Raw genomic sequence first — 23,827 nt, 5'->3', positions numbered from 1 at the left:
CAAAAAACACAGCCCATTTGACTATTAATAATTTGGGTTTTGCTGTAGGTTGCTATTAGCAATAATTTCTTGTGCCGGAATAGGCCATAGATATTGCTTAGTGCCATCAAAATCTCTATCTGCTAACAGTTTAATAAGCCCTTTTTCAAAAATAGGATCAAGGTTAACTATTCCATCTTCATCAACTTCTGGAGTTTCAGGAAAGAACCAAAGCCCTTGATTTACAACTTTCTCTCTTAGCTCATCTGGATCAAGCATTCCGTAGATATTCTTATTCAAAACCTTTTCAGCTAAATTCCATCTAATGATATCCATGTATCGCATACCCTCTTTGGCAAACTCCATTCTTCGTTCTATTCGCAATGTCTTTCTAAGTGCTTCTTGAGATTGCATTTCGACCATTGGATAACTATCAACACTACTAAGATCAGCACCATAAGCTCTGGCTCTCACCATATTTATAGTTTCTAAAACAGATTCATCAATTTGGTTGAGTTCTATGCTGGCTTCTGCATAAGTCAACAAAACTTCTGCGTATCTAATAACTATTTCATCAGGATCGGTATTTAGATCGTCTGACCAATCTGTGGTTACACCTTTCTTCCATACTAAACCATTATAAGCTGCAAACTGTGTATTTGTTCTGGTATCGTTATTCGTTACATAATCTCCAGTATTTACATTCAAAATCTCTACTGAGTCTGGATGCGGCTCATATATAAAACCCAAATGCTCAGAATGGAAAGGTACAACAGTTTCCAAAAGACGTGGGTCTCTATTTTCAAATGGATTTAATGGATCAAACAATGGAGATTCATCTACAGGTAATCCATCTGTACATAAATAAGCAAATAATAAATCCCAAGATGGATTATAAGCAGACCATCCCCCAGCATTTCTAGTTATAGTTGCTTTTACAGGATAGTTAATACCCAATTGCTCATTTAATTCAACTGATCTTGGCAAAGAGAAAATTGTCTCAACAGAATTTTTTGTTTCTGGGAAAAAGTAAGTTCCATAATCTTCGTGAAGGCTGTAAATGCTTAAATCCATACATGCTTTGGCAGCATCTTTTGCGACTTGCCAGTCTTCCATATAAAGTGCAATTCTTGCCTTTAAAGCTAAAGCTGCACCTTTGGTTGCTCTCCTTAACTCACTAGAACCATAAGTTTCTGGTAATACGGTAATTGCTGCATCATAATCACTATAAACCAAATCTAATACTTCAGACTTGTCAGTTCGACTTACGTTAAAAGCCTCATCTAACTCTGGTACTTCAGTATATAAAACCACATCTCCAAATCGTGCAACTAAAAATGAATACATGGTAGCTCTTACAAACTTTGCTTCAGCAATATATACATCCATTTGCTCTTGTGTTAAATTATCAGCCGCTCTATCAATATTAGAGATAATGGTATTTGCTCTGGTAATTCCTTTATAACAATTTAACCATAAACTACCAGACCAACTCCACTCGCTATTTACTGTCGCATTGGTTACAGTAGAAAGCGCTTCGCGGCTCGTCCAATCGTCTGTAAATGCATCATCATCTTTATACCATAAATAACTACGATATAGATCGTTTAAAGCCATAACCACTTCTTCTTCATTGTTGTACCAATTCGCACTCGAACCTTCTGATAGTGGATTTAAATCAAGTTCTGTACAACTTGAGTAAAGCAATGTCATCAGAGTTATTGATAGATATTTTATATACTTTTTCATTTTCATGTGGATTTAAAGGTTGATAGAAACGCCCATTACATAAGAGGTTGTTATGTAATTGCCTGTAGATGACTCAGGATCCCAGCCTTGAGGAAATTTATCAATGGAAAACAAGTCTGAGACAGAACCATAAAAGCGAACATTACTTACAGATAATTTATCTGTCCAAATAGATGGCAGCGTATAACCCAATGTAACATTTTTAAGACGGAAATAAGAACCGTTGAACATCCAAAAATCTGACATGGTATAATTGTTTCCTAAACTGTTTCTGCTCAATCTCGGATAAGTTACACTCCTATTCTGAGCTTCAGTATTGTATAAACTCCAATAACTGGCCTCATAAATTGCAGGAACATTACCCCAGTTTTCTGGAAGTGGCTCAACCATTCTTTGCTGAATTCTGCTATTTTGTTTTCCTACACCTTGAAATGTAAGCGAAAAATCGATGCCTTTGTAACCTAAGTTTATATTACCACCATAAATATATCTTGGTAATGAACCTCCAAGTGGAACTCGGTCGAACTCAGGAGAGATAAGACCATCAGGCTCACCTTCTGGTCCACTAATGTCTAGATATTTAATATCACCGGGCTTGGTTGAAGAGCTAATCACAGAAGAATTATCTACTTCATCTTGAGTTTGATAAATACCATCAGACTGATAACCGTACCATTCGTTAAACTCACTGCCTTCAATTTTTATCTGATCTCCTAAAAACTCTGTACCATCTAAGCTGCCCATTATAGACCTAGAATCTGATAAATTTGCTGAGATTGAATAATTAAAATCTCCCACTTGGTCTGACCAACCTAGATCAATCTCCCAACCTTTTGTATACATATCTCCAGCATTTTGTTGCGGACTTTCGTAACCGATATTTAGAGGGATAAATAGCTCTAGCAACATATCTTCGGTAGTTTTCTTATAGAAGTCTGCTGTAGCTTTTAATTTATCGTCGAAGAAACCAAGATCAAAACCAACATTATAAGATTTAGTAGTTTCCCAGCTAATGCTTTCTAAAGCATATGACACTTGTGCGGCTGTATTTACAGATACGATATCATTACCTTCGTAGAAAAGTGCATTGCTAAAACTAAGTGATGATTGATAAGGATAATTACCGATTCTCTCATTACCTAAAGTACCATAAGAAGCTCTAAGCTTTAAGAATGACAAAGTCGGATTTGCATTTAAAAAGTCTTCTTCTGTTACTACCCAACCTAATGAAACAGAAGGGAAAACTCCCCATCTGTAATCTTCGTGGAATCTAGAAGAACCATCAGTTCTTACATTTGCTTGAATTAAATAACGATTATCGTAATTATAAATAATACGTCCAAAATAAGATTGATAAGCATTTTCATAAGCACTTCCAGCATTAGTTCTGTAATCTAATGGTCCTAAGTCTAGATAAGGAAAAGATGTTAATTCGTACTGATTTCTACCTGCACTTAGATTTTCGGTAAAAGAATAAAAACTTTCATAGCCACCAACTACCTTAAAGTTATGCATGCCAAATGACCTATCGTAATTCACCAGAAACTGAGAAGTAATTTGGAATGCATCATTTCTGCTTTCAGATAAGTCTGTAGTGCCAGCATCTGCAATGTACCCTCCAAATGCTGATGGATTATTATATTGATACCAAGCAATCTTTTTACTAAATGATTTACCTTTATCGAAACTCAAAATAGGTGCAACTACAGCCGAAAGTTTTAATCCATTTAAAGGAGTAATGTTTAATGCTGCTTTACCACCAATTACATTGTACCAACCATCAGAAAAACCTCCTTCGTGTAATCTTGCATAGACATTTTCTCCTTGCTTACCTTCTGCTATTCTACCATCAGACCAAGTTGCTGCATAGATCGGTGAGGCAATTCTAGCTCTTGATATCGGGTTAATAATAGGTTCTTTAGAAATAGTTCTTTTATAATTTAGGTCAAGATCAGCTGAAATTAATTTGTTGATTTTTATATCATTATTGATCCTAAAAGTGAGACGCTCATAGGTTCTGTGATCATAAATTGCATCAATTTTATCATAACCAAATGAAGCAGAAGTTCTAATTTTATCTGTACCAGCAGTAATTCGCAAATCATGACTTTGCCTTGGAGCATAATCGTTAAAAATTAAATCTGTCCAATCAGTCAGTGGATATAAATCTGGATTATCGGCATTGAGAGCATAATAATTTTCAACCACATCTTGTGTATAAGTTGGATATTCATTTGTTCCATTTCCACTATCATTCCACCTAAGTTCGTTGGCCATTTCCAAATATCTTTGTGCATTAACAAACTCAGGTAGTCGAGTAGGTTTATCTATGCCATACTCATAACTATAAGTAATTTTACTTTCTCCGTTTTTAGCTCTTTTGGTAGTAATCAAAATAACCCCTGCTGCTGCTCTTGAACCATAAATTGAAGCTGAAGCAGCATCTTTTAAAACAGATATACTTTCAACATCATTAGGGTTTACATCATTAAGATTTCTAATAGGTACACCATCCATAATTACTAGAGGATCGTTGGCACCAATAGTAGTAATACCTCTAATTCTAATAGTTGCTGTTGCTCCAGGACCACTATTATCTCTTGTAACCATTACACCAGACATAGTTCCTTGCAAAGCTTGGGATATTTGTGTGGTTTGTCTTTCTGCAATGTTTTTACCTTCTATAACTCCCACAGAGCCTGTAAGATCTTTCTTTTTAGAAACACCATAACCAACCACCACAACTTCTTCTAACTGAGAGATGTCTGTTTCCAAAATTACATTTAATACAGACTGACTGCTAAGTTGTATTTCTTGATTTACATAACCAATCGAGGAAAAAATTAGAGTGGCATTTTCATTTACAGAAATCAAATATTTACCATCTAAATCTGTAGTCGTTCCATTCGTTGTCCCCTTTTCAAGAATAGTTACTCCCACAACCGGATTATCAGTATCATCCATCACGGTTCCTGAGATAGTCACCTTTTGTTGAATTGACTGCACATTGTTATGTACACTCTTATGAATGTCCGCATTAGCATATAAGCTTGGCAGAACTGCTAATAGCAACAGAAGATTTGACAAAACAATAAAATTTTGGCGGCGTGGATATTTAATTAAATACAGCAAAGCCAGCCTAGATAGGTAATTTTTTTTCATTTTCATAAGTATTATTGTATTTGGGTTTTATATTCAATTGGCTTAAACTTCTTCCCAGAACTCCCAGGATAAATGAGGTAAAATAGTTGAAAAAATCGCTCCTTCTTTTACATTTAATTCTTTACCCATTGTATCTTCTCCTCTTTCCCAAGGAGTATATCTGTATCCTTTCCAAGATGATTCTTTAAGAGATGTATTGAGTTTAAAAGTGTAATCTTTGCCACTTCTATTAGAGACAACTATGGTTCTTTTACCATTTGGCTTTTCAAAAACTAAGACCCTAGCATCTTTGTTATATGCATCTTCATCAATGTCGATTACCTTACTATCCCAAGGCATATGTTTTACAAAACTACCTACTGCATTCCAGTTGTAATCGTTAAAAAACCAATGTCCGGGTTTTAAGTCTGCGGCTGCTTTTTCCAACTTTATAGCTTCAGACAGGATTCTAATTGGACTATTTACTCCTACTTCAACTATAAGCGTTTTGGGAGCTGACCCAGCAATGAAACAAGCATGAGGAACTCCATAAATTTCATTTTCTTTACCATTATGAGCAGGCAATTCATGTTTTCCAGCAGCAAGATTTTTCTTGTAAATAATATCTTCACATCCATCTCGCCTAATTTTCAAATCTGTTTTTTCCCAACCATCTGCTAACTTGTAATTGCCTTTATCTTCAACTAACAGATAAGCTGTAACAGGCTGATTTACATTAAAACTGAAATTTAAACCAGGTTCTTTTTCTGAAGGTCTTTGTACATTTATATACTCCATTTGGTCAAAACCTACTGGTAAGCCGCTTATTTCTGGTCCTTTTATCCATCGCTCATATCTTTTTTCAATAGAATGACCTCCTTTATCATTTAAAGATTTCCAAAACCCGAGAGAATAACCACTAGCCTCTGCATTCTTAAATGGTTTAAGAGCGTGAATCCAAAACCAAGTAGGATTTTCACCTAACTGGAAGGAATTCATAATATGTTGAACTGTATTCAAGCATCTTTCTGGAGTTGCACCGCCAGATAGGTATTCATACTCATTTTGGAACCAAGGTCTTTTTGGTAATTCAGAAGTGATTTTTTTATGAATACCAGTGATAGACTCTGAATCCCAACCAACAGTATGAATAACATAAGCATCTACCAAATCTGCAACTTCTTTAATATGCATACCTTCGGCAATCTTTTTAGGAAAACCTCCCTCGGTATCAGAAATTAATAATATATCCTCATCAAACTCTCTCACAGCTTTAGCACTTGCAGTATATGCCTTTATATAATCTGAAGCAGAATAGTATTTACAAGTAGAATATTGTAGATTATTTGTTACCCAAGGTTCGTTTTGCATTCCCCAGATACTTGTTTTAATTCCTGCTTTCTTCAGAGTTTGAATATCACGAACACAAGCTTCGGCAAAGTCTACGAGAAACTTGGATGTATCTCCTTTATAAACAGGGTCTTTATCGAAATCGGGGCCAAAACACCTAAGAGTGTTATATACTTGTTTATCTGCCGAACCTAAATAACTGTTGTTAGCTTTCCAATATGGAGCTGGAGACCAATATTCTAAAGAAACTCCTTCTACACCTGCCCATTCCATCATCTGTTTGATCTCTTTTAACTGCTCTGGCCACCTTGGTTCAAGATACTTTTTCTCATCATCCAAACCTCTCCAATATAATCCGCCAGCAATTCTACAATACCTGAAACCCTTAAGCATTTCTTCAGATAGTCTCTTTCTTTCAGAAAGAGTTAGATCATGAGGAACAGCATGTGTTTCTTCTGGTAAACCTGTATTGCCAGAGCCAATTGCATCACTCTGTATTTCAAAACCGATTCCCCAAACTGTCTGCTTGTACTTATCGATTAAGATTTGAATCTCAGCATCAACTTTACTTTCAATTAAGTTTGTCTCTTGCCGATTACAAGAAATAATGAGTAATGCTAAAAGTAAAATTATAAAATATGTTGTCTGTTTCATTTGAGCATTCTTAAAAAATGTTGTTGTTAAGGGAGATGTAGGCTAGTAAATTCTGATTTCATAAATCTGAGCTGCTGGATCACCATTGGTTGAATTTATAATCACTTTAATTTTTGAATATGCTTTGGATGAAGCAATTAGATGCTTTCTTTGTCTCTGATAATTGTCTTTTATAGATAAGAGCTTTTCCCATTCATTGTCTGAAAAGCCCCAAATCTCATAATCTTTTGGGCATTGAGGATCTCTATAAAATGGCGAATAGGCATGCAACTCTCTAAGCAAGTGTCCTGGAAAAGTAAGCTCTATTTGAGATACTTTTTTAGGCGAATTCCAACTCAATTCTATCCATTGATCTAATGGCAAATTTTTATCTGACACCCAAAGGTTGGTATATTGAAAAGGTCTTGTAATACCACTAATAATATTACTAGGTTTAAAACAATCTTGACCAGGATGCACTTTAAAACTAAGTGTGGAGCCATTATTGAACCTGCGCATTTTATCCTCTCCAATCTGATACATGGCAGTATGACCCGGAATAATACATCCGGCTTCTTTCCACTCCAAATTCGAATTTGCAGCTAAGTCTAACCTAATAAATGAGTCAATAGGCAAACCATTATTTTTATCCAGATTTACATCCCAGTATATCCAAATATTTTTACCAACCGGTACATTTAGAGTAGTTGTAGCAATAGGTTTAGCAGGTCTAACTCGATAATCCCAAATATTAGAAATTGGAAAGATAAAGGCTTCAACTTTTTGAATATGATCTGTAAGATTGGTTAAACAAACTGCAACTGAATCAATTCTATCACTACCAACTGCAATTGGTTGTCCTTTTTGAGTTTCTATAGATTCCTTTTTGTATTGAGGTTGGTCTTTCCAAATAAATAAACCCTCATGCGAACCTTTAGTTTCAGGTGCAGCACCATAAAGTAATTCTTGGCTGCTCGCTGTAATTGTAGCAGTTCTAGCCAAATCGTTTGAGTCTTCGTTTTTATTGTTTAACAGAAAACAACCATCTCGCAAAAGTTGCTGCTTTACATCCTGCACATTTAAAGTAGGTACTTGTTTAATAGAAATTTTATTTATTAAAGCTGTAGCAGCAGCAACTCCGGTTGCTTGCCCCATTAAGGCTGTTGTTCCCATTACTCTCAATGTACCCAAAGCAGCATGAGATGCACTTATATTTCTACCTGCCATCATTAGATTTTCAACATCTCTGGCAATTAATATCCTTAATGGGAAACCATATGGTCCGCAATAAGATTTTACACTATATTCATTAAATGTGTCATATTCTTCCCCATCTGATGCTGCTGATTGTTCTGCATGCTCTGCCAGCAAACCACCCGGTGTATGCAGGTCTACAAACCATCCACCAAAACCAATCTCATCTTCGAAAACTTTCTTATCTTGAATATCATTTTCAGTCATAAAATATTCACCGATAATACGTCTACTTTCTCTTTTACCTGGCACTTGCCCAATCCAATCTAAAGCATAATTTTCGCATTGCTTCTTCATTACAGGATCATAGTTTTTCATCCAATCCCAAACACCTAATGCATGCCTTGTTAATTCGTGTCTAATTTTTTCGTTGTCGTGAATGGTATGATGGGGAACTCCGATTTCTAACCACCAAAAACCACCGCGCTTATCTTTTGGAATTCTACCTTGCTCGTAGAAATAACTAGCATCTTTGTATTTAATCGCCCACTCTGGAGCTTTATAAGGTACTAGTCTACCCATATCTCTGGTACGAAAATGTATAGAATTTCCCATTACATCATCACTTGCTTCTTCTGGAGCATGAATCTCATTAAACTCAGATTTACTTTCTGTACCCATTCTCCATTCGCAACCTGCCATATCTGCAATTACTCCGTCACCAGTACAATCAATAAATATTTTACCTTCAACTAATAGCTCTAATTCTGCACTCATCACTCTACCTAATACAGATTTGATCTTTCTGTTTTCATCAATATTTACAGCAACTAGTTCTGTATTCAAATGGAAAGAAAGATGCTCGGTATTTACAGCCGTATCATACAAAACCATATCCCATACGCTATTTACCCATCCATTTTCATATATTTCGGCATGGTTTGTTGCTCGTTCTTCAATAAGTAATTCTGAGATAATTCCAGTTTCTCTGGCATAGGCATGGAAAGCAGCCGCACCATGAATAGTTACTCCAATTTCAGATGAACAATTCCCTCCAAAAACTGGCCTATTTTGAATTAAACATGTCGATCTACCCATTCTAGCAGCAGCAACAGCAGCAGTAAACCCTGCCATGCCACCACCGCAGACTACTACTTCATATTTCTCGCTTATCTTTTTCATTATTAATTTATATTTCTTTTTCAGAATTCAATTTTTACTGGAACCTCATCTTCTTTTTTTAAGGCAGTATGATTCATGTTTTTATCCTTCAGTTTTATCAGATAGAATATTATGGCACTAATCACAAGCAAAGTGAAACTCAATATCCATTGAACCATAATGTCTTGGTCTGCTGTGATGGCGAGTACCATTATGATAAGACCTAAAACTCCAATTGCTGTTGCCATAATTTTAGCTGGAAACATAGAGGCTTGTATTGGCGATTTATCTATTTCATCATTATTAATCTGAATAAAATGGGGACTCTTGGAAGTAATTATAAACTCAGTAATTGTTAGAACAAATAGTGGAATAATTACACCGGCTACTGCTTCTATAGTTCTTGAATAAGTAATTATCCATGTTTGAATAGATGTTTCGAACCAGTTTAAAAACCAAGCATCTACAGCAATAAAGCCATATTTTACACAGATTATTAAAGTACTACTTATCAGAATAGAAGCTAAAACTCCAGTCTGGTTCAATTTCTTGGAAACCATTCCCCATAGTACAGGTAAAACCGTAACTCCTGCAACTAGAGCAGTTATGGAAAGTATGATATCTTCTGCCCCGCCCATTGCTGGAATTTTAATAGCAAGCCAAGTAACCAAGACTCCAAGTAAAAATGTAAAAAGTCTACCTGTAAATACCTGTGCATTTTCAGAAGCACATTCAAACATTTTTTTATAAAAATCTTTGGTTAAAACACCAGCATAAACATTTAATTCGGAGTCGATCATACTTACTGTAGCGGCAAACATTGAAGCGACCATTAAACCAAGAATACCTTCTGGCAAAGCATATTTACAGGCTAAGATGTATGCTTGTTCAAAGTTTGCTGTTGGATCAACTACACTGTAAATGATGGGTGGTAACATCCATATAATTGGGCTCACTAAATAAAGTACAGCAAATAAATAGGTCGCCTTTTTAGCATCGGCAGGAGTTGGAACACAAACAAACCTTTGTACAAATGCCCATTCTCCACCAATTTTAAACATGTGTATAACTATCCAAGCTGAGAGAAATACCCATGTAAATTCTTGATTTACAGGCGTTAAATGAGATGAATCGATTTGATTTAAAAAGCTACCAAGCCCGCCTATTTTACTCAGAGCTAAAGGAATAACAGCAATTACAGCAATCATCAAAATAACAAACTGCAATACATCTGTTAGTAAAACTGCCCATAAACCTCCAAAAATGGCGTACAGCACTATTACAATTCCACAAAATATTATAATCACATTGACAGTACTTGTTCCAAGCCAATATCGAAAGAAACCATCCCATTGTTCAGGAACAATTACATGTAATACAATTGCTAGTGAATACAAGGCCACAGCCATTCCAAGTAATCTGTATAATATATTAAACCATGTATAGATATTTAGAGAAAGTGCCCCATATCTTAATGAAATGTACTCTGCTGCTGAAGTTACACCTAGTTTTCTCCATCTACCTGCTATAAAATAACCTACAAATAATGCACTCACTCCCAGACACATAGAAATAGACACTGCCACTATTCCTGCTTTAAATGCAATGCCACCATAAACTACAAAAGTACCTGCCGAAAACATGGTCATAAATGCAGATAAGCCGCTCAACCACCAAGAAGATTGTCTACCAGCAGCAAAGAAATCATGTGAGTTTTTAATTTTATTTCCCAAATAAACACTGATTGAAATATTTCCAATGATATATAGGAAAAACACTATCAAATCTTTGATTGACATGTTTATTTAATGTTTTGATAAGAATAATGATAAGCTACCTTTTTCCAGTACTGATCTGTACTGAAAAAAGTATTAAACTAAATACAGCGCTAATTAAAGCTGGTTAAAAAGGATTGATTTTTAGTAAAAATAAGGTTGAATGAAAGTATAAAATACATTGTTTTTACATTGTTATAAGCAAGTCCGAATTTTGCTCAAAACAACGAATGTCAACTTTTTAATCAGTTTTATACTGAATAAGTCTCTACATTTTTAATGATAAGTGAGCTTATTAAAGCTGTCTTTCTATACAATGAAGACAACCTCGCAAAAGATTTTTTAATAGTTTTCATATTCATATATTATTTATTGGTAATTTTATTTAGTTAGTTGTTTAGTTTTCTAAGTTTTCGATGTTTGATTTGAAATTCGGTCTTCAATCAAATTCACTTTTTCGCTCAAAATATTTAGATAGTATTCATCAGGCAAAGCAGGATCGATGTGTGCTAATGCAATTGCTGAATATGCTGGATTACCAACTTGCAAAGCAATACTTTTTTTGCCATTCCAGACAGTGGTTGCATAACCATTTTCTCTGGCAAAATTGATCTCTTTAAAGAATTGAGCTTTACTCTTATTAGAATCTTTATCTGTTGAATTTGTAAGTATTTCCTCTAATTCACCATCAGCTTTATTTGCTGAAAGTACTATGCCAATACTTGATTGTGTAAAAGGAAAAAGCTCTACCCTTCCCAAACCTTCAGTTGGCGAAAAACCTGGGCTCCAATGGTAGGTATAAGCCACTTTATCTCTCCAAAGCACACCCATAGCCACAGTAACTTCTAATTCAGTGAGCTCAATTAAATATTGCAGCGCATCTTTTATTAAGCCAGATCCGTGAAGCATTTGAGCTGAAAGCACATGAACAGCAGGCCCTAATATATAGGTACGCTTTTCGGTTGGAACTACGAAACCCAAATAGGCCAAAGTTTTTAGGATTCTACTTACTTTGGTTTTTTCGATACCTAAGGTTTTAGATATCTCAACACCCGACAATTCATTATCTGTTGCAGCTAAGTATTGTAAAACTTCCATGCCTTCAATAAGGCCTAATATGGGTTGTGATGGTAATTTCATTTTCCGATTATTAGTTATTGCTATAATAGCAATACTAAGGTAGGGTTAAATTGCTATAATAGCAACACTTATTCTGGAAATTTTTCATATTAGTTTTTAAAGTAAATATTCAGGATTTCCCCCCCACACAACTCAAATCACCTTAATTCCCTCTGGAACATCTATTTCTGATTCGATTTTGCCGTTGGGTAGTTTGGTGTGTTTAACTTTTACAATACCTAATGGTGTGGGGAAAGTGCCTTCTGCCCATTCGAGGTTTCCGAGGTTTGGTTCTATCTTAATAGTTTTACAACCTGCTTCAACAATTGTAATTCCTAAAACATTTTCGGTCATCCAAGCGGTAACGCCAGAAGCCCAACCATGACAAAGACTATGTCGGTAACTTGGATAGCAATAATCACCAAATGAACCGTGAATATCATTCATGCCTTCAGGGGTAAATTCATCTAGACGGGCAGAGTTTTCCATCCATTCTATATTAAAATCTTCCCAGAAAGTTGTAGCACCCATATCTAACATACCACCCCAATAGGTGCTGATAATATCGAGAGCCTGTTCGTGCTTGCCTGCCATAGATAGTGCATCTAACATATACAAGCCATAGAAAGTAGAGAATCGTGCTGCTCCATCTACAGAAATCACTTCCTTACAAGCCTTTTCTGGTTTTAGTAATCCCGCAACAGCCATTAGAGCCGCAGCTTGTTTCAAATCATTATGATCCATTATTTTCTTATTCAACTTTTTAATGGAAGCCACACATTTATCTGCACTTTCTTTCGAATTTAAAATCTCGCTGAGTTTTTTAGCATCATTTAACGCCCAAACCAAGAGGGCTCTGTAACCAGCTTCTACACCTTCTTTATTCGGGGTAGATGGCCAATCTAAAAATTTGAAACTACCAAATTCTTCTGTGCCATCTTCATTAATTTTGGAATCGATTAAATCGATCAAATTGATAATATACTCTCGATGCTTTTTGAGAAAAGCAATATCTGCATTTTGCATGTACCATTCGTAATGGATAATTAGATACCAAAATGAATAAGAACTCATGTTATTCATCCAACTTGGTAGTGGATATTGCTCGCAGGCAAGATCAAGACTTTTAGGAATTACTTCGTTGTAGCCAAACACTTTTGTAATGGTCGCCATTTCCGGATGGAAGTCTCCCAACCAAACTAAGCGATCCCGTTTAATTCCATCCCAAAGGTATTCTTGCATGTTGAGATGTGTGGTGTATGCACCTGTCATCCAAATAGAATCTAATCTTGGATTGCTACTTTTAAATGAACCCAGATAAGGAATATCACGATATCTAAAAACCGCTCTTGCCTCCTTTAAATTGATTAAGGTATTTGCCTGCATTAAATCGATGCGCACAAAACGAAAACCTGTATTACCAATTTCAATCAATCCACTTCTGGGAATTTCCATAATGATGTCGCGCTTGGCATGATCGTCTGTAGAGAAACCCATTAACCAATCTGAATTGTAAGTTTGACTGTTTGCCTCTCCCACCGATTCACCAAACCTGATTCTCACCAAAGAAGGCTCTCTTCTCGAAGAACCACCCATTACCAATTGCAAACCTCCATGTAGCTCTTTTCCATAATCTAGTAGAATTGAAGCAGTGTCTGAATCGGTTGTTTTCATTGAGCAAAACTCTGTAACACTACTCATACTCGATTGACTATTTCCCTTCTTTAGAAGTACATCTGTATTTTTAATTAACTCTCCAGAAGCATCAGACGTCCACATTACTTTAATCGGAGAGATAAATGTGCGAGTCATTTCATCTTTTTGGGCAATTTCATTGTATTCTGGTCCGAATACCGGCGGTAATTGCGCAAAAGAGGTAAAACTGATAAGAATGAAAATAAGGGATAAGGTAAAGTTTGTAGCTTTCATATTTCTATTGGATGCCTATCTAAAATGTTATGACAGATGGAAAAGGCTATCTATTTGTTTTAAAACTACTTATAGTTAGCCAATCGAAATTCATAAAACAAGCAACAAACTTCTAAAGTCAGTATTTTACAGACTTAATAAAGATAATATTATATTGGACAACAGCCTTACAATTGGCATTATTCACAATGCCTTAAGATTTATTTCAAATCCAAAAAATCAATACCCTAATGGTGCAGTTTCTTCAGAAGAAAGTCGAATGATTTCTTCATATTCTTCGTCCGTTAAATCATTAAGGAAATAGTCTACTGGATTCACTTTTATGTCATTAAAGATAACTTCGTAGTGACAGTGCGGAGCTGTAGATAAACCAGTATTACCCACATGACCAATAATTTGACCTCTTTTAACCTCTTGGCCTTCTTCTACCTCAAAAGTAGACATATGGCCGTATTTGGTAACATAACCAAAACCATGATCAATTTCTATCTGATTACCATAGCTACGGTTTCCTTTTTCGGTTTTAATAATTTTACCGTCTCCTGTTGCATAAATTGGAGTACCAGTAGGTGCAGAAAAATCGCAACCGGGGTGCATTCTTTTAATACCTAAGATAGGATGAAAACGCATACCAAAACCGGAAGCCAATCTTTTTAATTCTTTATTAGAAACAGGTTGAATGGCCGGTAAGTGGCTCATCAATTCTTTTCTGGTTTTAGCTAATTCAGAGACTTCATCTAAAGACTGAGATTGAATATACATTTGTCTTTTAAGCAAATCTATTCTGCTCAAATAGTTTATAATTAAGCCTTCATTCTCAAGACCTTCTCTGAGCATATTTTTATATTTCTGGCTACCACCAGCACCTGCTTGTCTTATCTCTTTTGGAATTGGCTCTACTTCAAAGTTTGGTCTGTAGATTTCGTCATCTCTTCTTTGAAGCTTTACTACGTGGTCTTGTAGTGACTTTAATTCTTTATCTAAGTGGTGGTAATTGAAAAGTAGATTTTCGTTTTTCTGAATTAATTCTAATTCGTATGGAGAGTCAAAACTTGTGAGATATGCCCAAGCAAATACACTCCCAAAAATCACACATACGAAAAGTAAACCTATAGCTTTTATAATCCCTTCAAACTTCGACTTCTCAATTTTTTCGTAGCTACAAGTTTCAGTATTATAGTAATATTGGGTTTTAGCCATTATTTATGATCGGATATTTACCACAAATTAAGAAAGTAAATTTTGCTTATACAATAGGCTCTAATTTATTTAAATCCCAAATCTTATAAATAATGGCTAAAATGAGTTTTACTACCTTTTACTCATTACAATTTTATTGATAAAATACATCAGAATAACACAGATAACCATCGATATAGCAGCCATATAACCGATGGTATCAAAGTTTTTGAAACCTCCAGTCTCACTTTCAATTAATACAAAACCACCTAGCATAGTAGCCAAACCGCCAGACATTTGTTGGATAGATGAATTGATATTCATAAATGCACCTCTATCAGAAATCTCTGGAACTGCAGTTAAAATCGCCGAAGAACCAATTATTCTAGAAGAAACAAATATTAGAAATATAGCATTGATAATGATTACCTGATAAAGAGGTGTATGATACATATTGGTATAAATAAACACCATAACAATAGATAGCAAAGTGCCAACTAAGAAGATTTTATACTTACCTATTCTATCGCTCAAAATACCAACAAGTGGCCCTGTAATGATGGTGCCTATACCTGTTATCATATAAACAAATGGCAGTTCAGTTTCTTGTACACCTACATTATACACCAAGAAAGCACTTGAAAAGGGCATAATCAAAAAGCCACCTGTTGCCAGAAAAAAGGTGGTAAGAAATGCTTTTTGATAATTACTATTTGTAACAATGCCCGAGATATGTTTGAGTGCTTTTACCTTAGACTTTACTTTTAAGTGTTCATTTATAGGTTTTACTTTAAACCATACTAATGCAAAAATAAAAACACTTACACCTACAATTAAAAAGAAAGGAGAATGCCAGCCAAATTTGTTTGCAAGATAAAGTCCCATTGGAATACCCAAAACTTGACTCGCTGAGAATGCCATTTGAATAAAACCCATTACCCTACCTCTCACTTCGAAGCTGAATACGTCTGTTACAATAGCAAAGGTAATTGACGACATTACACCACCAAATAAGCCTGTAAAAATTCTTGCAGCAAATAATAATTCGTAGTTGGGAGCCAGTGCGCAAAATAGTGTTCCTATAATAAAGCCTCCATAAAAGAAGAGTAATAGATCTTTTCTGTCGAATTTATCGGAGAAGCCTGCCGTGAGTAAACCAGAGACGCCAGCACTAATCGCGTAAGCAGAAACGACTGCTCCAAATTGTGATGAATTGATGTCTAATACCCTCATTAATTGAGCTCCTAGCGGAGAAATCACCATAAAATCCAGAACAATTGAGAATTGTAATATGGTTAAAACAGCAATTAGAAGTATGTCATAGCCAGTTAATTTTCTTTTTTCCATGTTGCTAGTCATCAGGAAACCCATAGCTAGATTCCCAAAATATTTTGTTTAGTTAAAATCAATTTTTGATCGCCAAAAATACGCTTAGAAGTTTACAATAAAGTGAATCTGAACTATTCTTTTCATGCATTTTAAGATAATAGGGAGATTAAAAAAATAGTGGATTTTAGAAATCTATTTACCGAATTGAACTAAAACCCTGTAATGTTTTATACTTGCTGCTTAATCCGGCATTTTATGAAACACTTTTTACTAATTCTAACAACTTTACTTCTAAATTTTCATCTATCCTTTGCTCAGGTTGATCTGGCTTATCGCTGTAAGATCGAGCCAAATGTAATGCATACTACCCTTTCGTATTCACCAATAGAGACAGATAGTACAACATTTAAATATGGGAATCTATATTATGGTGGGATGAAAGATTTAATGAAAAGCTTTGTGAACCTCAAGGCCAGTGTGCCTTTTAAGATTGATACAGTAAATAGTAATGTCATCTTTTATCATCCAGACAATCAAAAAATTGAGATTAATTACGATATTATAGATACACATACACCAGAGCAAAAAGTGATTGGTGAGATGTTTAGGCCAATTATTTCTGATAGCTATTTCTTTTCACTTTCACATACGCTATTTCTAAAACCAGAAACAGACAAAGAAGAAAAATCTATTATCATGTCTGTAACTTTGGAGAAAAACCCGGCTTTCCCGATGTATTTCACTTTTGCCCCTGAATTAAAACCAGGCAAAACTGTAAAACTCAATTTAGAAGAAGGAATGGATGCACTTGTATGTGGTGCGACTGACTTACACATTGAAACCAGAGAGTTGGATGGTATAAAAAACTATATTGTACTGCGAATTAGAGAAGATAATAAATACAATCTCGATCGATTCATGAATTATTTTGATGCTTTTATACCTGCCATGAACGATTTTTGGGGAAATTTGGAAGGAGATTATTATTCTTTAATTGCCTCTCCCTTTCTCGATATAGATTACCACGATATTTCTGGAACAGCTTTTAACAATGGTTTCCATGTGAAATATTCTGGTGATACCATTTTAGCTAACAATGAGGTTGTAAGCACCATTTCGCATGAAATTATGCACCGATTTATTGGAGCTGGTACAGTTTCTCTCGGCACTGAACATCAATGGTTTGATGAAGGTTTTAACGATTATACCACTTGGTACCTTTTGGCAAAAAGTGGTATTACTACTCAAGAAGATTTTAAAAATTCTATTGAGCAAACCTATAAAGAACTGGCTGATAATCCTGTAAATAACACACCAAATAGCGAAGTAATGAAGCGATTTTGGGAAGGTAAATATTATAAGCATTTACCCTACCAACGAGGAGCTATGTTTGCCGCTTACCTCGATAAAAGAATTACAGATTTGAGCAATGGAACTAAGTCTTTTCAGGATTTTATGAGCCGTTTAAAGGCTACTTCTGAGCAAAAAGAGGCACTTCTTACTGTAGACGACTTTATTACAGTTGCTTCTGAGTTTATACCTAAAGAAGAAATTGCAGCGTCACTTAACAGCTATATTATTAATGGGGAGTTGATACCAAAAGAAAAAGTTGTACATTAATTTGTACAACTTTAAGGAAATCTGATAAAAGTAGAATATTTAAGGTTATTGATTAATAAGGCATTATTTTTATTCATGAATGTAAGAAGGAAATACCTCAGTTATTTTGCTTAAACTTTCACAGAGGTATTCGCTCCCCACATCAATAATTATTGATATTCTGTATTTCCTTGATTGCTATCTCCACCTTTTAAGTCGTTGTTTTCTATAGACTTACCTTTTCTTCGGTTGTTGTTCATAGAAAGTTTTCCGATTTTGTAAGAGAATGTAATCTTGAAATTAGTATTATACATGTAGTTGATGTTGTCTTGATCAACTAAAGGAGAAGATACTTTTGTACGTCTTTTTAATGAAGAAGTAAGGAAGTTTTCTGCACCTATACCAATGCTACCTTTATCGTCTTTAAATGAGCGGTTGATACCTAAACTGTACATGTAAAAGCCAGTTGAGTGCCCTTGTAATTGCACTTGGTTACCTCTAACAAATCCAAAGAACTGAGCTGCCCATTGGTCGTTAAATTTGTAGCTACCAAACATTCTACCGCTAATTACAAAACCATCGTTTTTAGCATTGTATATTGGGTTGTCAACATTGTTACTTAACACTGCGTAATATGCATCTATACCGCCATTTACCATAAACTTCTCACCTACTTTCACATTTGAGAAAAGACTAACTCCATATGCATCTTCTTCACCAATGTTTTGGTAAGTAGTATAAACTGTATCTACACCTCTAGACTCTCTTACTGCCTGAATTGATCCATTTGTGTTTCTCATAAAAGCACTTATGTTCAATGACATGCCTTTCTTGTAGGTACTCAAAGCAATTTCGAAGTTGTTTGTGTATTCTGGATCAAGTTCTGGATTACCCTGCGTAATACTCAATGGGTTTGAACCTTGAATATTTGGATTTAAGTACTCTAATGAAGGTCTTTGTATCCTTCTATTATATGCAAATTTGATAGTTTTTCCTCCTCCAAACTTTTTTGAAAGATTGACACTAGGAACTAATACACCATAATCAGGAATGTCTAAGCCTACTTCGTTCTGAAACTCAGCATCGATAGTAGTATGCTCGTATCTCACACCCGCTTTAATACTGTATTTCTTTAAGAATTCGGCAGTGTAGGACACATAACCTGCAGTAATATTTTGCGTGTAGTCAAACTGATTAGATAGTGTATTATTTCCAGTTTCTGTATAGTTCTGGTCTTCAGAAGCGTATAGGTATTGATAATCTGAATTAACCAATCTATAAATGTTTTTACCACCAACTTCAAAGATCATTTTCTCACCAATTGGCTCCACATAATCTAATTGAACAGTGATTTCTTTGTTATAGCTATCGTTGATGTTTTTTGTACCACTTTCGAAAGCATAAGAATCAGTATCTAAGTTTGCAATTTGAAAGTCGTTTGTTCTATCATTTTGGCTATAAAGACCTAAAATGCTCAACTCTTTACCTTTCTCTTCGAAAGTTCTTAAGTAATTTAGGTTGATGTCGTATTGCTGAGATAGATTTTTCATATCCACATTTGCAACACCGTAGTCTGTTAATATACCATCTGAATAAGTGTTTGTTTCACGCTCATCTTGTTTGTTTTTCATGTTAAACAAACCAAGGCTTGCAGATATACCTACCCAGTTATATTTATTAATTTCGTGATCTACACCGAAGTTATATCTACCAAAAAGCATATTGTTTCTAGTTTCGGCAAATTGCTCAGTAGTAGAAAGCTCATTTAAATCTGTATCTCTTAAAGTTTGCGTGTTTTCAAACTTACCTTTTATATTATAACCATATCTACCAAAACCACCTAGAGAAAATCCAGTGCGGCCTTTTCTTAAATTAGCTCTTAAACCAAGGTTAGAACCTCTGTTACCAGCACTAGAGCGCAGGTCTAAAGACATACCTTGTAAGTTATTTTTCTTGGTAATAATGTTAATGATACCACTAGTACCTTCTGCATCGTATCTTGCAGATGGTGAAGTAATTACCTCTACCGATTTAATCTGGTCAGCAGGAATTTGCTTTAATGCATCACCAATGCTACTTGCAGAAATTGTAGATGGTTTGTTATCTATTAAAACTGTAATGTTGCTGCTACCTCTTAAAGACACATTACCATCTAAATCAACAGATAACAAAGGAACTCTTCTTAAAACATCGGCAGCATCGCCACCAGCAGTAGTTTGGTCTTGCTCAGCATTGTAAACCAAACGGTCAACTTTTTCTTCAACAAGCTCTTTTTCTCCTTCAATAACTACTTCGTCAAGCTCAGTAGAACCACTTTCTAAACTTACAGTTCCCAAATCGTAAGATTCACCTTTACCGGTAATCACCATTGGGTCGGTTGTTATTGGAGCGTATCCAATAAATGAGATAGTAACAGTATAAGTACCAGATGGAATAGATTTAAGTGTGAAAGTACCATTATCGGCAGCTACAGTACCGTTTTTCATTGTTCCTGAAGCATCTATAAGAGCCACAGTTGCATAGGGAATCACTTCGTTATTAGTAGCATCAACTACTTTTCCGGTGATTTTGCCATACCCTACTTCGTTTTCTTGTTTTTTATTTGGCGGCCCACCATATTGTTGCGCATAAATCGGTTGTACAGCTAGGAATAAGATTAATAGGGCGATTTGTTTCATTTTTGGTAAATTAATTTTAAGTCTTTCAAAATTCCTATATATTGTAAATAGCCCCAAAAAGAATAGATGTTTGCACATTGAATGTCTTCCAAAGTGGCTTTAGAGTCGATGAAATCTCAAATCAATCGACGAGTGCTTTTTAATAGAGGGCTCTTGCTGATTCGTAGACGTGAACAGGGCTTTTGTAGATTATAACAAGCTATAACAAATAAGTAGATTATCATTGTGGTTATTTATCCATTATGGACAGTATCGAAGAAATAACCTGGACCAGTAGAATACACTGGAAAGAAATTTTAACCGTAACCATTCTATGGTTTCTGGTTTGTTTACTATCTCCATTAGTTTGGAATGTAGACTTTCCAAATGCCTTCTGGACTAAGCAAGCCATTTTTGCTGCGATGCTGGTTACCGTGTATTTGTTTAATAAGATTGTATTAGTGCCTAAAGTATTGCTACCAAAAGGTATGTTTACTTATACTATATATGTATTGGTCTTGTCTTTTATCACACTCATGATCTTAAGGTCAGTGGAACATGGTTTAGACCTACCACGCATTATGCACGAGTTTTTTAAACCAGATAAACCTTATAAAAAAGGCAGTTGGTTTAGATTCGACTTTCAAGGCTTGCTATTTATCTTATTGTCTTTCGGTATTAGTACCATTTTAATTTTGTTAGATAAAGAACAGCATAATGCGATAAAAAGAGAAGAACTTGAAAAACAAAAAGTAAGCAACGAACTATCTTTTTTAAAGACACAAATCAACCCTCATTTCTTCTTTAATACATTAAACAGCATCTATTCGCTTACAAATTTTGATATTGAGCGAGCCCAAGAAGCGATCCATACGCTATCTTCTATGATGCGACATGTTTTGTATGACTCACAAAAAGATGTACTCCCTTTGCAAAAAGAAATCATGTTTATTGAAAATTATATCCAGTTGATGAAGCTGCGCCTTCCAAAAAAAGTGGAGGTGAACTACGAAGATATTACTAAAGGAGCAAATGCGCTTATAGCTCCAATGATTATTTTACCTTTTGTTGAAAATGCCTTTAAACATGGTGTAAGCTCTCAATATCCCTCGGTGATAAACATAAAAATTGATTATCAGGCTCCAAACTTTCACCTATTTGTAGAAAACAATGTTTTTGAACATGTAAATAAAAGTCTCGACGAGAGTGGTATTGGCCTAGCAAACACCAAACGTAGACTGGCTCTTATTTATTCGGATAAGTATAAATTAGATGTTGATAAATCAGCTGAAAGATTTGTTGTGGATTTAAAGATAAACATGTCATGAACCTAAAATGTATTGCCATAGATGATGAACCTTTAGCACTTGAATTAGTAAATGCTTTTATTGAGAAAACTCCATTTCTAGAAAAAATTGGCCTTTATGATAATGCGCTAACTGCTTTACAAAGCATGCAGCAAAACGATATCGATCTTATATTTCTAGATATAGAAATGAGTGACCTTTCGGGGATTGAAATGGCAAGAATTCTAAACGACAGACCTAAAAAACCACTAATTATCTTTACCACCGCCTTCGATCAGTTTGCTATAGAAGGTTACAAACTCGATGTAATTGATTATTTGCTTAAGCCTTTTAACTACAATGAGTTTTTGCGTGCTGCCATGAAGGCAAAATCGCATAGTGAGATGTTAAAGCAGCCAAAAGAGGTTTCTGCGGAAGCTGATATAGATTATATCTTTTTAAAAGTTGAATACCAACTTGTTAAGGTAATGCTAAAAGACATCAATTATATAGAAGGTTACAAAGACTATGTAAGAGTACATGTTACCACAGATAAATACCCAATTTTATCACTATCGAGCTTAAAAAGTTTAGAAGATCGATTGCCCACCAAAAAATTCTTTAGAATACACCGCTCGTACATTGTTTCGATAGACAAAATTAAAGCGGTTACAAAAACCTCAGTACAGATAGAAGATAAAAACCTCACCATATCAGAAAACTACAGAAAGGAATTTCACGACTTTATTAAAAGTGGGTATTGAAATACTCTAACTTACTACATACAATTAAACTCGAATATTATTCCGCTATAAATGCCGGCACTTCTGGGTTTAATTTTAATAAGTCTTTGTTTGTGCCTTTGCTCATTACCCACCTTTCGAGCCAAGAAATGCCCCAAGGTCCATATTTGGTAATAGGTTCCGAATACGCTTTATCTTTCAATACCTCAGTTTGAGAGATAAATAGATAATCCCTTTTTTCAAAAATTTTGATGATGTCTGCCAAATAATCTGCATTGAGCTTGTTGGCATGTATGAGTAAAGTTTGAGCAATTTGCCTTTTAAAGGTCTTTTCTGAAAGCATTTCGTAGTAATCTATCTTCTTTTTGGTGTGTTCTAGATAAGCATTAGCGACTTTCTCCATCTCATCTTTATCTTCTTTTAAAAGTGCCTGTTCATATTTCTGGGCAAAAAGATAATCTTGATTGTCGATGGTGACTGGTGAGGCAATGTAATGATGCTCTTTGAGAAATTGAGTGAGCGAATCTGCGGCATCTTTGGTTTTGCCAATATTCAAAAAAGGATGTCTAAAATACTTATATTCAGCACTATACCTTTTTGCCAGTTCTTTATCTACTTTTTCACCTTCAATAATATTGTCTGTAAAAGCTACAAAACTGGTATTATGATAGCTGAGATGAGAATAAGTATGATTGCCCAATTCGAGCCCATCTTTTAGCCAAGTTTCTAACAAATTGACCTCTTCTTGAGATACATTTCCATTTTCGTATAGCTTAACTTCATTTACAAATCCTATTGCCGGAATACGATTCTTCTTCAGCATTTTTACAATGTCTTTTGTTAACTCCAATTTATACTCTTCACTGGCAACATGGTAGACAACAGTCGGTAAATCGTCTATAGTAACACATACCTTTTTTATTTGTGCATGTAAAAATGTGTTCGCAAAAAATAGTAGTAAGCAAAAAGTATAAAGCTTCTTCATTGTATCTTTTATCTAATTC

The 23,827-nt window shown here is 35.0% G+C and carries 14 protein-coding genes; 3 read left to right on the top strand and 11 right to left on the bottom strand.

The genetic code is table 11. The features are described from left to right. Positions 1 to 24: 24 nt before the first annotated feature. The 9 genes from OQ292_RS21105 to OQ292_RS21065 form a co-directional block, all read right to left on the bottom strand. Positions 25 to 1,734 carry a RagB/SusD family nutrient uptake outer membrane protein gene (locus tag OQ292_RS21105; RefSeq protein WP_431733778.1) on the bottom strand — a complete coding sequence of 570 codons (1,710 nt, stop codon included), beginning with the start codon at positions 1,732 to 1,734 and terminating at the stop codon, positions 25 to 27. A 6-nt stretch (positions 1,735 to 1,740) separates the two neighbouring features. Continuing rightward, a complete protein-coding gene (locus OQ292_RS21100) occupies positions 1,741 to 4,815 on the bottom strand; it encodes a SusC/RagA family TonB-linked outer membrane protein (RefSeq protein WP_284686415.1) in 3,075 nt (1,024 codons plus the stop codon). 117 nt (positions 4,816 to 4,932) lie between these two features. Next, positions 4,933 to 6,873: a glycoside hydrolase gene (locus OQ292_RS21095; protein WP_284686414.1), complete on the bottom strand. Its 1,941-nt coding sequence runs from the start codon at positions 6,871 to 6,873 to the stop codon at positions 4,933 to 4,935. A 42-nt stretch (positions 6,874 to 6,915) separates the two neighbouring features. Further along, the gene (locus tag OQ292_RS21090) at positions 6,916 to 9,228 is read right to left on the bottom strand and encodes an FAD-dependent oxidoreductase (protein ID WP_284686413.1); all 2,313 of its coding nucleotides are present in this window, start codon (positions 9,226 to 9,228) and stop codon (positions 6,916 to 6,918) included. Positions 9,229 to 9,248: 20 nt separating this feature from the next. Beyond that, positions 9,249 to 11,006 carry a sodium:solute symporter family transporter gene (locus OQ292_RS21085; RefSeq protein WP_284686412.1) on the bottom strand — a complete coding sequence of 586 codons (1,758 nt, stop codon included), beginning with the start codon at positions 11,004 to 11,006 and terminating at the stop codon, positions 9,249 to 9,251. A gap of 381 nt (positions 11,007 to 11,387) precedes the next feature. Next, positions 11,388 to 12,122, bottom strand: a complete 735-nt coding sequence (locus OQ292_RS21080) for an IclR family transcriptional regulator (RefSeq protein WP_284686411.1) — start codon at positions 12,120 to 12,122, stop codon at positions 11,388 to 11,390. Positions 12,123 to 12,254: 132 nt separating this feature from the next. Further along, positions 12,255 to 14,030 (bottom strand): alpha-L-rhamnosidase-related protein, encoded by a 1,776-nt coding sequence (locus tag OQ292_RS21075; protein WP_284686410.1) that lies wholly within the window; start codon positions 14,028 to 14,030, stop codon positions 12,255 to 12,257. A 219-nt stretch (positions 14,031 to 14,249) separates the two neighbouring features. Then, a complete protein-coding gene (locus OQ292_RS21070; protein ID WP_284686409.1) occupies positions 14,250 to 15,230 on the bottom strand; it encodes a M23 family metallopeptidase in 981 nt (326 codons plus the stop codon). Positions 15,231 to 15,341: 111 nt separating this feature from the next. Beyond that, entirely contained in the window at positions 15,342 to 16,556 is a 1,215-nt protein-coding gene (locus OQ292_RS21065) for an MFS transporter (protein WP_284686408.1), read from the bottom strand. A gap of 237 nt (positions 16,557 to 16,793) precedes the next feature. Between OQ292_RS21065 and OQ292_RS21060 the strand changes: the two genes are divergently transcribed. Continuing rightward, positions 16,794 to 18,158 carry a M1 family aminopeptidase gene (locus tag OQ292_RS21060; RefSeq protein ID WP_284686407.1) on the top strand — a complete coding sequence of 455 codons (1,365 nt, stop codon included), beginning with the start codon at positions 16,794 to 16,796 and terminating at the stop codon, positions 18,156 to 18,158. 149 nt (positions 18,159 to 18,307) lie between these two features. On the opposite strand, the gene OQ292_RS21055 is transcribed toward OQ292_RS21060, so the two are convergent. After that, complete coding sequence (locus OQ292_RS21055; RefSeq protein WP_284686406.1) at positions 18,308 to 20,815, bottom strand: TonB-dependent receptor; 2,508 nt, start codon at positions 20,813 to 20,815, stop codon at positions 18,308 to 18,310. Between the two features lie 242 nt (positions 20,816 to 21,057). Here OQ292_RS21055 and OQ292_RS21050 point away from each other — a divergent pair, with 242 nt between their 5' ends. Together OQ292_RS21050 and OQ292_RS21045 are read left to right on the top strand one after the other, a co-directional pair. Next, positions 21,058 to 22,122, top strand: coding sequence for a sensor histidine kinase (locus tag OQ292_RS21050; RefSeq protein ID WP_284686405.1), 1,065 nt, complete (start codon positions 21,058 to 21,060; stop codon positions 22,120 to 22,122). Then, on the top strand, positions 22,119 to 22,844 hold the full coding sequence (locus OQ292_RS21045) for a LytR/AlgR family response regulator transcription factor (protein ID WP_284686404.1): 726 nt from the start codon (positions 22,119 to 22,121) through the stop codon (positions 22,842 to 22,844). The genes OQ292_RS21050 and OQ292_RS21045 overlap by 4 nt, the downstream gene beginning before the upstream one ends. Positions 22,845 to 22,881: 37 nt before the next feature. Here the strand turns inward: OQ292_RS21045 and OQ292_RS21040 are convergent, their stop codons facing one another. Continuing rightward, positions 22,882 to 23,808 (bottom strand): polysaccharide deacetylase family protein, encoded by a 927-nt coding sequence (locus tag OQ292_RS21040; RefSeq protein ID WP_284686403.1) that lies wholly within the window; start codon positions 23,806 to 23,808, stop codon positions 22,882 to 22,884. Between the last annotated feature and the right edge of the window lie 19 nt (positions 23,809 to 23,827).

It is taken from the genome of Chondrinema litorale, from assembly GCF_026250525.1.
Taxonomy (GTDB): domain Bacteria; phylum Bacteroidota; class Bacteroidia; order Cytophagales; family Flammeovirgaceae; genus Chondrinema; species Chondrinema litorale.
The sequence above is the reverse complement of the archived record's forward strand: the minus strand, read 5'-3'. Positions and strand labels throughout refer to the sequence as shown.